We start from the raw sequence: 12,500 nt of genomic DNA, 5'->3' as shown, positions 1-12,500 counted from the left end.
AAAGGTTCTCCCCCTTCCCCAACCCCCATCCCCCACTCCCAAGACTTTCGCCTTTATCGAATCCCTTTTCTCAGCTTTTCCGACTGCGGAGAAAAAAGTTGAGAGGCTTTTAACTGAAGCACTTCAAAAATAATGCGCTTTCAAGAAAAAAGTCTCCAAGACGCTTCTTTTCTTCACGACCAAGAAAGATGAAAAACTCCCACGTATCCCCCGTTCTCCGAACAGGGATTCGATAAAGTCAAAAGTCTTTGGAAGGAGAAGGGAGGGGGCTCGGGGGAGGGGAGAGGAAACCTTTCTTCAGAAAGGTTTCCTCTCCCCTCCCCCGATTCATCTTCACTCCCCAACCTTCAACAAAATATTGTCAATCAGCCTCGCCTTGCCAAGACGAATGGCAAGCGCGCACAGAGCCATGTCCTTGATACGATCTACCTTGGTCAGGACGGCGGGATCGACGATGGAGATGTAATCCTCCTCACCTGTAGGGAGATGCTCGGCCAGATAGCCACGGACGGCCTCAATGATTCTGGCGGCGTCGCGTTCCCCCCCGGCGGCGAGACCGGCGGCCATTTCGAGCGACTTGCGGATCTGCGGGGCTTGGGCGCGCTCTTCGGGCGTCAGGTAAACATTGCGGGAGCTGAGGGCCAGCCCGTCGGCTTCACGCACGATGGGCCGCCCGACGACTTCCACAGGCACATTCAGATCGGAAACCATTTTCTTGATGATGGCGAGCTGCTGCCAATCCTTCTCGCCGAATACGGCAAGGCTGGGCTGGGCCAGCATGAACAGTTTCAAGACCACCGTGCACACGCCCCGGAAGTGGATGGGGCGGCTGAGGCCGCACAAGGTGTTGGCAAGTGCGGGCACTTCCACCCATGTGGCGTGATCGGGCGCGTACATGTTTTCCGGCTCGGGGGCATAGAGCACGTCCCCGCCCAGCTCGCGGACCAGCGCGGAGTCTTTCTCAAAATCGCGCGGGTACGCTTCCAGATCCTCGTTGGGGCCGAATTGCGTCGGATTGACGAAAAGGCTGACGATCACCTTGTCGGCCACCGAGCGGGCATAGGAAATCAGGCTGGCGTGCCCGGCGTGGTAATACCCCATCGTGGGCACAAGGGCCGTTTTCAGCCCCTGACGCCGCCACTCGGCACACACGGAATGCAACGCTTCCGGAGAATGAATGATCTGCATCGTCTTTTCCATCTCCATAACAGGGAGAAAACTGTTACTCGGTTTCGCGCAGCCGATCTTCCAACCGGGCGCGCTCTTCCTTATCCATACTGAAGCTGTGAGCCGGAGTGGGGAACGCCCCGCTGCGGACCTCTTCGGCATAATCCCGCACGGCCTGCTCCATCAGGGTACCCAGTTCCGCATACCGCTTGACGAAACGCGGCGTAAACTCGCTGTACAGCCCGAGCATGTCATGCAGGACGAGCACCTGACCGTCGCAGTCGGCCCCCGCCCCTATGCCGATGGTGGGAACGGAAACCCGGGCCGTAATCGCCGCCGCGAGAGGCGCGGGAATGGCCTCAAGCACAATGGCGAAACACCCGGCGTCTTCGAGCGCCGCCGCCTCATCAAGCAACTGCCGTGCTGCTTCGGCGCGCTTGCCCTGCACCTTGAAGCCGCCAAGCTGCGCGGACCGCTGAGGCGTCAGGCCGATATGCCCCATGACGGGTATGCCCGCGCCCACCAGCGCGCGGATCTGAGGCAGGAAAGCGCCTTCGAGCTTGACGGCCCTGACGCCGCTTTCCCGGACAAGGCGCGCCGCGTTGGAAAGCGCTGTATCAGGCCCGGGTTCATACGTCATAAACGGCATGTCCGCAACGACGAGGGCGTGATGTATTCCCTGCACAACCGCGCGGCAATGATGGATCATTTCGTCCAAGGTGACCGACAGGGTGTCTTTGCGCCCGAGCATGACCATACCGAGGGAATCGCCCACCAGCACCATATCGACCCCGGCCCGATCCACAATACGGGCCGACGGCGTATCGTACGCGGTGACCATAGCCAGCTTCCGCCGGTTTTTGGCATCCCGTACATCCAAGATGGAAAGCGGTTTCTCGTCAGTGGAAAAAGTTTGATACGTACTCACAGCCGTCCTCATAGAGTGGGCAAAAAGGAAATGAAACCTCTCAAAAGAAACCATGAACGTAGGAAGCCTATCACGGAGTGCCCTGAAAGACAAAATACCGGCGGAGGACCATACTTTACAGTGGAGGGCGGCGCGGCTACACTTCCGGCTTCAGGGGGTCATGCCCCGAACCCTTTTCTTTGGAGCCATTGATGTCCAACTACACCGAACTTCTTCAGCGTATCGAACAAGAACCGAGCACATGGCTCGTCACCGGCGTGGCGGGCTTCATAGGTTCCAACCTGTTGCAGACGCTGCTGTCACACGGGCAGCGCGTCGTGGGCCTCGACAACTTCCTCACCGGGTATCAGCACAATCTGGACATGGTACGAGAACTGGTCACCCCGGAGCAATGGGAGCGGTTCCGTTTCATAGAAGGAGACATCCGCGACGTCGAAACCTGCCTTCAGGCCTGCCAGGGCGTCGAGCACGTCCTGCACGAAGCGGCACTCGGCTCTGTGCCCCGCTCCATCGAAAACCCGATCATGACCAACGGCTGCAACATTGACGGGTTCCTCAACATGCTCGTCGCGGCCCGCGATTGCGGGGTGAAGAGTTTCGTCTATGCGGCTTCGAGCTCCACCTACGGCGACGAGCCCAACCTGCCCAAACAGGAAGACCGCATCGGCAAGCCCCTCTCGCCCTACGCCGTGACCAAGTACGTGAACGAGCTCTACGCCGAGGTTTTCGCGCGCAGTTATGGCTTCAAGACCATCGGCCTGCGCTACTTCAACGTGTTCGGCCAGCGTCAGGACCCGTACGGCGCGTATGCGGCGGTAATACCTCAATGGTTCGCCGCCCTGACGAAGGGGGATACCGTATACGTCAACGGGGACGGCGAAACGTCCCGCGATTTCTGCTATATCGACAATGTGGTGCAGGCGAACCTGCTGGCATCCTATGCTGCGGACGACGCCCGGGACCTCGTCTACAATGTGGCCTTCGGCCAGCGGACCACGCTCAACGAGCTTTTCGGGCTTATCCGTGACGAGGTCGTCCGCCACAAGCCCGAAGCGGCGGAGGCCAAACCGGCCTACCGTAATTTCCGGGCGGGAGACGTACGCCATTCCCTGGCGGACATCACCCGTGCGCGCACGCTGCTGGGCTATGAGCCCGAATACGATGTCCGTCAGGGCTTGCGCCTTGCGGGTGACTGGTACGACGCCCACCTGTAGGAACAGAGGCGATACTGCGGGACAATCCCAGGTTGCCGAAATGAATGCCAAAACATCACTGCGTACAAAAAAGATCGTTTTTCCCGCGAAAATTTGTTGACAGCGGGGCATGAGAAAGGTATCTCCATCTGCGTGCCGGGATGTAGCGCAGTCTGGGAGCGCACTTGAATGGGGTTCAAGGGGTCGAAGGTTCAAATCCTTTCATCCCGACCAGCACATAAAAGAGAATTACCCCAAGGGAATCAGCGGAAGTTGGTTCCCTTTTCTCATTGTATCCCCCAAAAAACGCCTTTGCCAGCGTATCTCCAACGCCGCTCTTCACGCCCCCTCAGATCCTTTTCCTTTCGTGCTCCTCAAGCCACGTATCGGGATTTTCCAACGCTTTCTCCATCGCGCCGACAATGGTTCCCGCTGGAATCCCCAATCCCTTTGCAAGCCCAATAAGGGTTTCCACCCGGATCCCGGACTTTCCCTGTTCGAAACGCCGCAGCCACGAATAGTCAACGCCCGCCTCTTGAGCCAAAGCATAGCGGCTCATGCCAAGCCCTTCGCGAAGCGACGCTACAATCAGTTCCATGATGACTTTTGTTTTATCGTTGTCCATTGCCGTATGAAATCTATTCCGCATTCACATTACACGATGTAACATATTGTTATTTATTATTTTTAATATTTTTATTGTTTTCATGTGTTCAAAAACACTTGCTGCCTCCACACCAAGAGCTTGAGAGAGCTTTACGATATTCAACAGGCTTACATTTCTGCGTCCTTGTTCCACTCCTCCAACATACGTTCTATGTAGACCTGCCTTTTCCGCCAACGTCTCTTGAGAGATGCCCAGTCCATCCCTTCCCGCCTTCACCGCCGCACCAAACTGCTTCAAAATATTACCGTCTTCCTTGCTGTATCCCGGCATGTCTTCCTCCCTAATGTAATCACGGAATAGATACTCACGGACACCGGGCCGGGCCTCATGCCGTTATAGCCCAAGCCGTCATGAAACCACCGGCGAAACGTCAAAGAACCCTTTCGGCATCTTCCACCATTTCATCGACCATTTTGCCCGCTTTCACCTCCAATGTCTGAGCAATCTTCACAAGCAGATTCAAACTCGGCGCTCGATAACCAAGCTCCAAAGAGGATATGTAGCTTTTAGAAATGCCAACCCGATCTGCAAGTTCCTGCTGAGAGAGCCCCGCCGCATCACGGTAGCGCCGGATCACTGCGGGCATAAACGTCTTAGCCAGCTTGTCCTCATCATATTTCTTTTTCATTCCTCCCAGATACAATGCCCCTTTACGAAATCGACCTACTATTGTAGTTCTTTTGACTATCAATAGTAGGTCGCACCCATAACACGGCCATCGAGAGGCTCGAATGGAAAACCAAATTTTCGACGCTCAAATGGAACGGCTTAAACTCGTTATCCGTAAGCATACGGCTACCGATCTGGCCGACTTTTTCGGCGTCCCGCAGTCGGCGGTTTCCGCTGCCGTCCGGCGCGGGAAGATGCCCTCCAGCTGGCTGGTCATTTTGATGCGCGTAAAAAATGTGCATCCGGAGTGGATACTCACGGGCAAGGGGCCATGCCTTATGACGCTGCGGCCCGAGCCAAGCCGCTACGAAACCGATGTTGAAGTGACGACACGCAAAGCCGATGAAGAAGCGCTCAGGCGGTTGCCGTCACATATGCTGGCCGAGGAGTTGGTCAGGCGCATCGCCGTATCGCAGGGGCACGCTTTCTGTTCGGAGTGCCTCGGCAACCAGCCTTAGCGCATTGCCCTTTATCGAATCCGATGCCCCAACAAAAAAGGCCGGCAGTCTCCCACCGGCCTTTTCCCCATAAACGGGACACACTAGAACGAATACTTCAGTCCAATGCTCACGCGATAGGAATCCTTATCCACTTCATTGACGATCTTCTTTCCCCACGTTCCCTCATCCAGGTTGAGGCGCACATACGCGGCCTCGACGGCGAGTTCCAGATTTTCATAAATCTTGTAGCGGGTGTCCGCGTTCAATTCCCACGCGTCGTCGGACGTGGTGAGATAGGCGAACGGGCCGTCGATGCGGGAAGGATACGAGGCCATGTTCGCGGCCTTGGGCATCGCGGAGTTGTTGGTGCCGTGGTAGTATCCGGCGCGCAGGGTGTGCTTCAGATCTTCCATGAGCGAGATGTCCTTGAGATGCAGGACCACGCCCCAAAGGCCGCCGGGGTTGTGCCCGAGCACCTTCCATGTGGCGATATCGGTCCAGCCGCCGCCGAAGCCGAGCGCGCTCACCGCCCACGGCGTGTTGTACTGAGGCAGGCGCTCGGAACCGTTGTACGGATTGCCGTCGTCGCCGCTGCCGTACCACGCGATGATACCGGGAGTGGCCCAATCAAGGGCGTAATCCGCGCGTACGGCGGCATACCAGCCCGCACGATCCAGCTTGAACGTGCCGGGGCCGTCGGCAAAGCCCTCATACCCCGGGATTTCCCCCATCTTCACACTGCCATAGGCGAAATCCCCGGCGACGGTGAGCGGCGAAAAAGAATTCGTTTCGGCGGTGATGCCGAGCCACCACGCGTTTTCGTGGGTTTCCGTATTCCGGCGGAAGGGGAACGTCTCAAACGTGTAGCCGCTGCCAAGAATGGGATACAGGCCGGCCCGGGGAGCCCATGTCGCCGGATCGCCGCCCTTGATGTTCCCCATGAGGCTCTTGGTGCCCATAAAGCCGAACATGCCCCAAGGCGAAACCTTCATCACGTCCGTTTTGATGGGCACGATCAGGCTGAGCAGGTCCATGGCGTCGCCGGGGGTATCCCGCGGCGTCCCGTTGGCCTGCGAGCCGTTGCCGTTCCAGCCGCCGAAGTTGCCGTTGAAAGGCCGGGCCCAGAAGAACGTCGTCCCGACCTCGTCGGACCACTTCTGCGACAACATGATGCCGGCCACGTCATGACCGAATACCGGGCTGAATCCCGACGCCACGAATCCGGGGAGGATGATCGGCTGGAGGCCCATGCGGACGCGCAGATCCGTGTTCGGAACCTGCCAGTCGACGTACGAATAGCGGACTTCGATATTCTTGGCGTCAGTCCCCAGCGCGCCGCCCTCGGAAGCCTTGCCCCAGTTGGTGTCCCCGATTTCAAAGAACACGACGCCCTTGAGGGCATTCGAAGAAATGATTTCCACCTGCGTACGCAGGCGCTGCAAGGTGGCGAACCGATCATTCGGCCCGTTCAGCGGAGCGACGTTGCTCCATTCGGACAAAATCTCCCATGTGCCTTTGGCCTTGATCTCGACGGCTCCGGCGGTCGCCGCCGCCCCACAGAGCATCCCCAACGTCAAACAAAGTGAGCACAGCCTCTTCATGCGTTTCCCTCGCTTCCTCAAATAGCAGGGCTCCATCCCCCAAACGGACGGAAAGATCCCCCCGCCGAAGACGGGGGCGTACCAAAAAGGCGGCCCGGATTGGAAAAATGCCTTTCTCAACCAGAACCGCCCTCAACCATCCTTAGTAATGCGCTTATTCTTCGATGTCGGCAGCCACGCACATGGCGGACAGGCCGAAGTACCCCTTGGCTTCCTTGATCTTTACGGCGCTCTTCACGCCCGGGGCGGCGGCGCCGGGCACGCGGAACGTGGATACGTCGAGGCGTTCGATGGGCGATTCGGCGGGCTTTTCAAGCTGCGGCACCCATTCGTAGGGCAGACGGTAGGAACGGTACACCATGTTCATGGGCAGGGCCGTCCCCCAGTAGGGGCACACGTATTCCCACACCAGCTCGTGTTCGGGGGTCACCTCGAAGATGCGGCCGTGGGAACCTTCGGTGATCATGGTGTTGCCGTTGGGCAGCCGCTGCATACCGCTGATGAACGGGCTATAGAAACGGTTGGCGTCAAGCGGCATCAGGTATCCGGCTTCTTTCGGCGTCATCTGCCACACGATTTCCAGCGTGACGGGATCGATTTCCAGCACGCGGGAGTAGTCGCGCAAGGCGCCGCGGATGCCGGTGGGGGAACCCGGGTTCGGGGCGTAATAGCCGGCCCAGCCGCCGTTGTCGTAAATAAGGATGTTGCCTTCGCCGGGCAGGCCGCGCGGGATCATGTGGGCGTGGTGCTGGCCGATGATCCAGCCGAGCTTGCGCAGTTCGGGGGTCTGATCGAAATACGGGCCGATCTTCCATACGATGTTGCCGGTGGCCTTTTCGATGATCAGGATGATGTTGGCGTCGCGGCAGTCGATGATGATGTTGTCGGGGTGGAAGCGCTTGTCGCCAGCGTCGTACCATTTGTTAGGGCCGAGCACGGACATGGAGTTGGTGTGCACCCAGTCGCCCGCGATGTGGCTGTTCCCGAACCCGGTGTAATAGTTGGGGTCGCGGTACATGAGGTTGCGGGCGATGGCGTCGAAGCCCAGCTCCTCAAAATGATCCGATACCTTCCATTCCCACACGATGTCGCCGTCCCAATCCACTTCGTAGATCACGTCGTCAAGCAGCATCTTGTCGGAAATGGCGGGCACGTGGACGTTCTTGTGCGCGAGGATCAGCGTGTTGCCGCTGTTGGTTTTGGGATCGGAACCGGGCACATAGTAGCCCACGGTGTTGCCTTCGCGCTGGTAGTCATGGTGCTGGCGGGCCATCCATTGGGGTTCCTCGCCCGGATCTTCGATGTATTCAGCCTTGTCGAACTTCCACACGATATTGCCGTCCCAGTCCACCTGCACAAGGTCGGTCTGGTCCTGAAGGCCATACTTGGGATTGCGTTCACCAAGGCTCCCCATCACGTAGCCGCCGGGCAGCATTTTGTTCGGAAAGCCCTGCAAGCCTTCCCACATGCGGACTTCATTGCCGTTCATGTCGATAAGGAGGGCGCCGCGTTCGGCGGCCTGAAGGATGGTATAACCACTCCAGCATTTTTCGGGATTGTAGATAGTAACGCCAGTGGGGAAAATCGTCGCGCTCATCGGATGCTCCTGCCCTATGTATGGATTGCGCCCGGACGCCGGTGCTTGCGCCCCAGGCAGAACAAAATGAAATGAAACTTCGGAGATACGTCAAGGCTGTCCTCATTCCCGAACAGACTTGAACGATTGACGCTTTTCGTCTATGGGCTTTCACAGAGGGGTTCCTTTATCCGCAAAAGCACCTTATGACGGATGAGAAAACAGAAATGTAACCTGTGCAACAATTCACATAAAAAGTATAAGAACATTTCCGCCCATCCATCATTGAGAAAGAGGTGATTCTATGACCGCAGAAATCCAAATGCCGCAACAGCACATTGCTATCATCTCCCACAGCGGTCTGCATGAGCCTTGGCGGGAAATTGTGCACATGGGGACGCATCTCGTTTTTCCGCGTTCCCACTACAATCATCAGGCCACCACCGATTGCTTCTATTTTATAGATAAGGGACGCGTGCGGCTCACCTACACCAACGCGGCAGGGGAAGATCATGTCGTCATGTTTTTCGGCAAGGGCTGCATCTTCAACGAGACGAGCGTGATCACCGGGGACGAGGCGACGATGGCTTGTTTCCGGGTGCTGGAGAGGACCGAAGCGTACCGTTTCCCCAGCTCGCTGATCCATGACGCCGAATTCGCCCGCCAATACCCCCATCTCATCCTGAACATGCTCCGGGGTACGGCCACCAAATTTTCCAACCTGTTCAGCGTAAGTTTCCTGATCAAGCACGGCACGCCGCTGGCCCGCGTCTGCCGCTTTTTGCGCCAGCTCTCCCGCAGCCATAACAACGCCAAGGCCTTTCCTCTGGACATGACCCAGCTCGAACTGGCTTCAGTGCTGGACATCCACCGCGTTTCCCTGTTCCGCTGCCTGCAGCAGCTGCGCGAGCTCGGGATTCTGGTGCGGTTCTCACGCCATGAAATCGAACTGAGCGAGCTCGATCAGCTTGAAAAACTGCTGGAAGAACAAGAAGAGGCGGAGTGGGGCTGATTTCCTCCCCGGAGCCGATTTTTTTCGAACTTTTTGCGAAAAAAGTAACAACGGTAACAATTTTCTGTCCCGGATCCGGGTATAGGTAGAGGCAGAAATCCAGAGGAACCCCGTTCCGATGGATTCCGCCTCTTTTTTCGTCCATACCCGGCGGCAAACCGCCGTTTGCAAAGCAACCCTTTCTGCCGGTTTTCCGGCATCACAGGAGCGCACAGATGAGCATCACCCTGTATACCGCACCCGACTGCCTACGGTGCAAAATCGTCAAAGGCTTTCTCGCCGAACATCAGATCGCTTACGAAACCGTGGATTTCAAGGCTGATGCCCAGACATTCAACACCTTCTACCGCGCCAACCGCAAGGCCATCTACCGCAACCCCGAAGGCGTGGAGTTCCCGCTGTTCGACGACGGCACGGTCATCAAGCAGGGCTCCGGGGAAGTCATCGCCTACCTGCTGTCCGGGCACGCCCTCGAAGGCGCGGTCACGCGCAGCGACCTGCTGCACGGCTGGATTTCCGGCCTCTACCTTTCCCAGTGCCCGGCGGCGGAGGAAGATCACTTCGTCGAACTGGTGCAACAGCTCGCCAAGGGCGGCCTCACGGTCTGCATACAGACGGACGGACGGAATCCCGCCCTGCTCGAACGCCTCATCGGCCTGAACGCGCTGGCCAAAGTACAGCTCAACATCCCCGGCCCAGCATCCGTCTACGAAGCCCTTTACGGTTCCGCGCCCACCAAGGACGAACTCGCCAAGACCATCGAACTGGTGAAAGCGTTCCCCGACCACGAAATCCGTTTCCTCGCCACCCCGCTCTCCGGTCCCGAGGGCGCACGTTGGCCGAACCGCGACGAAGCCGGTGAAGCGGCCCGCATGGTCTTTGAAGCCTGCGGCGATCATCAGCTTCCCTACGCCATCGCCGCCGTAACCCCCGAAATGCCGCAGGGTATGCAGGGGCTCGAACCCGTGGCCGATCCCATGATGCTCAAGTACCGTTCCGCCTCCCGCGAGTTCTTGTTCAAGGCCGATATAGCGAAGTAGGCAAACCGGGGAGGGAAGGAACCTAAGAGGCCCCTCTCCCTTTCCGCTCCCCTTCCCTCCGCAGAGCTTGGCTGGCGGGGAAGGTACGAGACGGTTCGCAAGCGGCATAATCAGCCGGATATTCTGGATTTTTTTGACAGGAAGAGATTTTTAAGCACTTCCTTCCGGGCTGTCCCATCCCCCTCTCCGACGGTTTCGGAAGGAGGATGGGGACCCGGGAAAAGGGGAAAACAAAAGCGGCCTCGCGGAGGCCACGCCCGGCAGCGGCCTTTCAAGGCACACGGACGGCGGCGGGGCGGGCGCTCCGCTCGAGAAAATTTCTTCCCTCTTTCTCGGCATACGCAAAACGAGGCAACCCATGCATTACGACGTAATCATCATCGGCGGAGGCCCCGGCGGGACCACGGCGGCGAAAGAACTGGCGGCAGGCGGCAAAAAAGTCGCCATCATCGAAGACAAACACTGGGGCGGCACGTGCCTGAACTGCGGCTGCATCCCCACCAAGATGCTCCTCGGCGCAACGGCCCCCCTCGGGCTCCTCAAGGCTCAGGAACGCCTGCGCACCATGAAGGGCTCCATCGACATCGACTACAAGGCGCTGCAAACCCGCGTGGGCCGCTTCCTCAAGGGCTCCAGCCAGACCCTCGCCAAAAGCCTCGCGGCGGCGGGGATCACCCTGTACGAAGGACGCGGCGTGTGCGCCGGAAAAGGGCAGGCCATCGTCCGCTCCGAATCCGGCGAAGAAATGTTAACGACTGACAACATTATCCTTTCCTGCGGTTCGTCGAGCGCGTCCTTCCCCGGCCTCGCTCCCGACGGCGACGCCGTGCTCGACAGCACCGGCGTCCTCAACCTTCCCGAAGTCCCGGAAAGCCTCATCATCGTGGGCGCTGGGGCCATCGGCCTTGAGCTTGGCGACTTCTTCGGCATGATGGGCTCCAAAATCACCATCGTCGAGGCCGCCCCGCACATCGCCCCTACTGAAGACGCCGACATCGCCAAAGAAATGGACCGCGTCCAGAGCAAGGCGGGCCGGACCTGCATCACGGGCGTCATGGCGAAGTCGCTCGTCACGAAGGACGGGCAGGCCGAGCTGACCCTTGGTGATGGGCGCGTGCTGACCGCCTCCAAGGCGCTGGTCGCCGTGGGCCGTACTCCGAATACAGCCGGGCTTGATTGCGAAAAGGCGGGCTGCACGCTGAAACGCCGCGGCTTCGTCGACGTGAACGACCATCTTGAAGCCGCCGAAGGCGTCTATGCCATCGGCGACGTGAACGGCCTTACGTTGCTGGCCCATGCCGCCGACCATCAGGGCGCGTATGTCGCCCGCCGCATCCTCGGACACGAAAAAGGCGTATACGTGCCCGGCCCGGTCCCGTCCTGCATTTACGGCAGCACCGAGATCATGCGCGTCGGCCAGACCGCCAAAGGGCTCCTTGCCGCCGGGAAGTCCGTAAGCGTATCGCAGGTCCCCCTGACCCTGAATCCCATCGCGCAGGCAGCCGGGGCTTCCGGCGGATTCGTGAAGGTCGTATGGGCCGGTGACGCCATCGCGGGCATCGCGGCCATCGGCCACGGCGTATCCCACCTCGTCACCGTGGCCCAGCTGCTCATGGTCGGCGGCTATACGCCCGAAAGACTGCATGAAGTCATGATCGGCCACCCCACGCTGGACGAAATCGTCCCCGCCGCCATCCGTGCTCCCCGCGTAGCTGTGACCGAATAGCAACATCGCTCAACCCGAAGGAGATCGCATTATGAGCCTCACCTATCCCGAAGACCGTTCCTACCACTCCGAACACCTCTGGGCCAAAGCGGAGCCCGACGGCACCATGCTCGTCGGCATCACGGACTATGCACAGGATCAGCTCGGCGGGGTCATTTTCGTCGACCTCCCCGCCGTGGGCGAACACTTCAAGCAAGGCGTTTCCTGCGCTTCCATCGAGTCCGTCAAAATCACTTCCGACGCGATCATTCCGGTTTCCGGTGAAATCGTCGCCGTCAACGAAGCACTGGCGGACGCCCCCGAACTGCTCAACGACAGCCCTTACGACAAGGGTTGGCTCGTCCGCGTCAAACCCGACGATGCCGACGAAGGCGGGCGCATTTCCGCCGCCGAATACGCCGCGCTGGTTGGATAGATATATTTGGGGAGGGGGAGGAGAAACTTTCTGAAGAAAGTTTCTCCTCCCCCTCCCCAAACCCCA

13 protein-coding genes and 1 tRNA gene are annotated in these 12,500 nt (G+C 58.9%); 7 read left to right on the top strand and 7 right to left on the bottom strand.

Annotated elements, in window-relative coordinates:
* Nucleotides 1-333: 333 nt before the first annotated feature.
* Nucleotides 334-1,188 (bottom strand): pantoate--beta-alanine ligase, encoded by an 855-nt coding sequence (panC, locus tag T370_RS0119055; RefSeq protein WP_029436682.1) that lies wholly within the window; start codon nucleotides 1,186-1,188, stop codon nucleotides 334-336.
* A 34-nt stretch (nucleotides 1,189-1,222) separates the two neighbouring features.
* A complete protein-coding gene (panB, locus tag T370_RS0119050) occupies nucleotides 1,223-2,107 on the bottom strand; it encodes a 3-methyl-2-oxobutanoate hydroxymethyltransferase (protein ID WP_051643912.1) in 885 nt (294 codons plus the stop codon).
* Between the two features lie 179 nt (nucleotides 2,108-2,286).
* Here panB and T370_RS0119045 point away from each other — a divergent pair, with 179 nt between their 5' ends.
* Together T370_RS0119045 and T370_RS0119040 are read left to right on the top strand one after the other, a co-directional pair.
* Nucleotides 2,287-3,309 (top strand): NAD-dependent epimerase/dehydratase family protein, encoded by a 1,023-nt coding sequence (locus tag T370_RS0119045; protein WP_029436680.1) that lies wholly within the window; start codon nucleotides 2,287-2,289, stop codon nucleotides 3,307-3,309.
* Nucleotides 3,310-3,445: 136 nt separating this feature from the next.
* Nucleotides 3,446-3,522: transfer RNA gene (locus T370_RS0119040), tRNA-Pro, on the top strand.
* Between the two features lie 115 nt (nucleotides 3,523-3,637).
* Here the strand turns inward: T370_RS0119040 and T370_RS0119035 are convergent.
* The 3 genes from T370_RS0119035 to T370_RS26145 all read right to left on the bottom strand — a co-directional run bounded on the left by T370_RS0119035 (nucleotide 3,638) and on the right by T370_RS26145 (nucleotide 4,583).
* Nucleotides 3,638-3,886, bottom strand: a complete 249-nt coding sequence (locus tag T370_RS0119035) for a helix-turn-helix domain-containing protein (protein WP_248604290.1) — start codon at nucleotides 3,884-3,886, stop codon at nucleotides 3,638-3,640.
* A 51-nt stretch (nucleotides 3,887-3,937) separates the two neighbouring features.
* Complete coding sequence (locus T370_RS0119030; protein WP_051643911.1) at nucleotides 3,938-4,225, bottom strand: helix-turn-helix domain-containing protein; 288 nt, start codon at nucleotides 4,223-4,225, stop codon at nucleotides 3,938-3,940.
* 100 nt (nucleotides 4,226-4,325) lie between these two features.
* Nucleotides 4,326-4,583 (bottom strand): helix-turn-helix domain-containing protein, encoded by a 258-nt coding sequence (locus T370_RS26145; protein WP_009380052.1) that lies wholly within the window; start codon nucleotides 4,581-4,583, stop codon nucleotides 4,326-4,328.
* 103 nt (nucleotides 4,584-4,686) lie between these two features.
* On the opposite strand from T370_RS26145, the gene T370_RS23865 reads away from it, so the two are divergent.
* Nucleotides 4,687-5,082 (top strand): helix-turn-helix domain-containing protein, encoded by a 396-nt coding sequence (locus T370_RS23865; protein ID WP_051643910.1) that lies wholly within the window; start codon nucleotides 4,687-4,689, stop codon nucleotides 5,080-5,082.
* 83 nt (nucleotides 5,083-5,165) lie between these two features.
* Here the strand turns inward: T370_RS23865 and T370_RS0119015 are convergent, their stop codons facing one another.
* Both T370_RS0119015 and T370_RS0119010 read right to left on the bottom strand, forming a co-directional pair.
* Complete coding sequence (locus T370_RS0119015) at nucleotides 5,166-6,665, bottom strand: outer membrane homotrimeric porin (protein ID WP_029436676.1); 1,500 nt, start codon at nucleotides 6,663-6,665, stop codon at nucleotides 5,166-5,168.
* A 154-nt stretch (nucleotides 6,666-6,819) separates the two neighbouring features.
* Nucleotides 6,820-8,262 carry an aryl-sulfate sulfotransferase gene (locus tag T370_RS0119010; RefSeq protein ID WP_005030339.1) on the bottom strand — a complete coding sequence of 481 codons (1,443 nt, stop codon included), beginning with the start codon at nucleotides 8,260-8,262 and terminating at the stop codon, nucleotides 6,820-6,822.
* Nucleotides 8,263-8,545: 283 nt separating this feature from the next.
* Between T370_RS0119010 and T370_RS0119005 the strand changes: the two genes are divergently transcribed.
* From T370_RS0119005 to gcvH, 4 genes are all read left to right on the top strand, one after another.
* Nucleotides 8,546-9,253, top strand: coding sequence for a Crp/Fnr family transcriptional regulator (locus T370_RS0119005; protein WP_009380056.1), 708 nt, complete (start codon nucleotides 8,546-8,548; stop codon nucleotides 9,251-9,253).
* A 215-nt stretch (nucleotides 9,254-9,468) separates the two neighbouring features.
* Nucleotides 9,469-10,293, top strand: a complete 825-nt coding sequence (locus T370_RS0119000; protein ID WP_005030333.1) for a thioredoxin domain-containing protein — start codon at nucleotides 9,469-9,471, stop codon at nucleotides 10,291-10,293.
* Nucleotides 10,294-10,651: 358 nt separating this feature from the next.
* Nucleotides 10,652-12,019: a dihydrolipoyl dehydrogenase family protein gene (locus tag T370_RS0118995; protein ID WP_005030331.1), complete on the top strand. Its 1,368-nt coding sequence runs from the start codon at nucleotides 10,652-10,654 to the stop codon at nucleotides 12,017-12,019.
* A gap of 31 nt (nucleotides 12,020-12,050) precedes the next feature.
* Complete coding sequence (gene gcvH / locus T370_RS0118990; RefSeq protein ID WP_029436675.1) at nucleotides 12,051-12,434, top strand: glycine cleavage system protein GcvH; 384 nt, start codon at nucleotides 12,051-12,053, stop codon at nucleotides 12,432-12,434.
* The last annotated feature ends 66 nt before the right edge of the window (nucleotides 12,435-12,500 follow it).

This window comes from Bilophila wadsworthia ATCC 49260 (genome assembly GCF_000701705.1).
GTDB lineage: Bacteria > Desulfobacterota > Desulfovibrionia > Desulfovibrionales > Desulfovibrionaceae > Bilophila > Bilophila wadsworthia.
This window is presented reverse-complemented; position numbering and strand designations above follow the sequence as displayed.

Excerpts from the sequence above, each read along its gene's own strand:
- T370_RS0119035 (WP_248604290.1), bottom strand. The coding sequence starts at position 3,886 with ATGGAACTGATTGTAGCGTCGCTTCGCGAAGGGCTTGGCATGAGCCGC.
- T370_RS0119015 (WP_029436676.1), bottom strand. The coding sequence starts at position 6,665 with ATGAAGAGGCTGTGCTCACTTTGTTTGACGTTGGGGATGCTCTGTGGG.
- T370_RS0119010 (WP_005030339.1), bottom strand. The coding sequence starts at position 8,262 with ATGAGCGCGACGATTTTCCCCACTGGCGTTACTATCTACAATCCCGAA.
- T370_RS0119000 (WP_005030333.1), top strand. The coding sequence starts at position 9,469 with ATGAGCATCACCCTGTATACCGCACCCGACTGCCTACGGTGCAAAATC.
- T370_RS0119030 (WP_051643911.1), bottom strand. The coding sequence starts at position 4,225 with ATGCCGGGATACAGCAAGGAAGACGGTAATATTTTGAAGCAGTTTGGT.
- T370_RS0119045 (WP_029436680.1), top strand. The coding sequence starts at position 2,287 with ATGTCCAACTACACCGAACTTCTTCAGCGTATCGAACAAGAACCGAGC.
- panC (WP_029436682.1), bottom strand. The coding sequence starts at position 1,188 with ATGCAGATCATTCATTCTCCGGAAGCGTTGCATTCCGTGTGTGCCGAG.
- T370_RS23865 (WP_051643910.1), top strand. The coding sequence starts at position 4,687 with ATGGAAAACCAAATTTTCGACGCTCAAATGGAACGGCTTAAACTCGTT.
- T370_RS0118995 (WP_005030331.1), top strand. The coding sequence starts at position 10,652 with ATGCATTACGACGTAATCATCATCGGCGGAGGCCCCGGCGGGACCACG.
- panB (WP_051643912.1), bottom strand. The coding sequence starts at position 2,107 with ATGAGGACGGCTGTGAGTACGTATCAAACTTTTTCCACTGACGAGAAA.
- T370_RS26145 (WP_009380052.1), bottom strand. The coding sequence starts at position 4,583 with ATGAAAAAGAAATATGATGAGGACAAGCTGGCTAAGACGTTTATGCCC.
- gcvH (WP_029436675.1), top strand. The coding sequence starts at position 12,051 with ATGAGCCTCACCTATCCCGAAGACCGTTCCTACCACTCCGAACACCTC.
- T370_RS0119005 (WP_009380056.1), top strand. The coding sequence starts at position 8,546 with ATGACCGCAGAAATCCAAATGCCGCAACAGCACATTGCTATCATCTCC.